At 69.2% G+C, this 289-nt stretch carries 1 protein-coding gene; it reads left to right on the top strand.

Annotated elements, in window-relative coordinates; genetic code table 11:
• Positions 1-280: YceD family protein (locus J0695_RS43115; protein WP_206970241.1), on the top strand; the 280-nt coding region annotated here is incomplete at its 5' end.
• Positions 281-289: the final 9 nt, after the last annotated feature.

Here is a 289-nt window from a genome sequence, read left to right on the forward strand (position 1 = left end):
GGACGACGAGGACAGGCTTCCCCTCGAGGACGGCATGTTCGACCTCGAGCCCGTGCTGCGCGATGCGGTGGTGCTCGCACTGCCGATGCAGCCGGTGTGCCAGGACGACTGCCCCGGCCTGTGCTCCGAATGCGGAGCCCGGCTCGCGGACGACCCGGACCACCACCACGACGCCGGCGACATCCGTTGGGCGGCACTGCAGGGACTCGCCGGTTCACCCGAAGATGGCGAGAAGGACGAGATGAGCGGCGCCGAACCGGGCGTCGACGAGAAGCAGTAGAAGTAGCCG

Source organism: Streptomyces beijiangensis (assembly GCF_017315755.1).
GTDB lineage: Bacteria > Actinomycetota > Actinomycetes > Streptomycetales > Streptomycetaceae > Streptomyces > Streptomyces beijiangensis.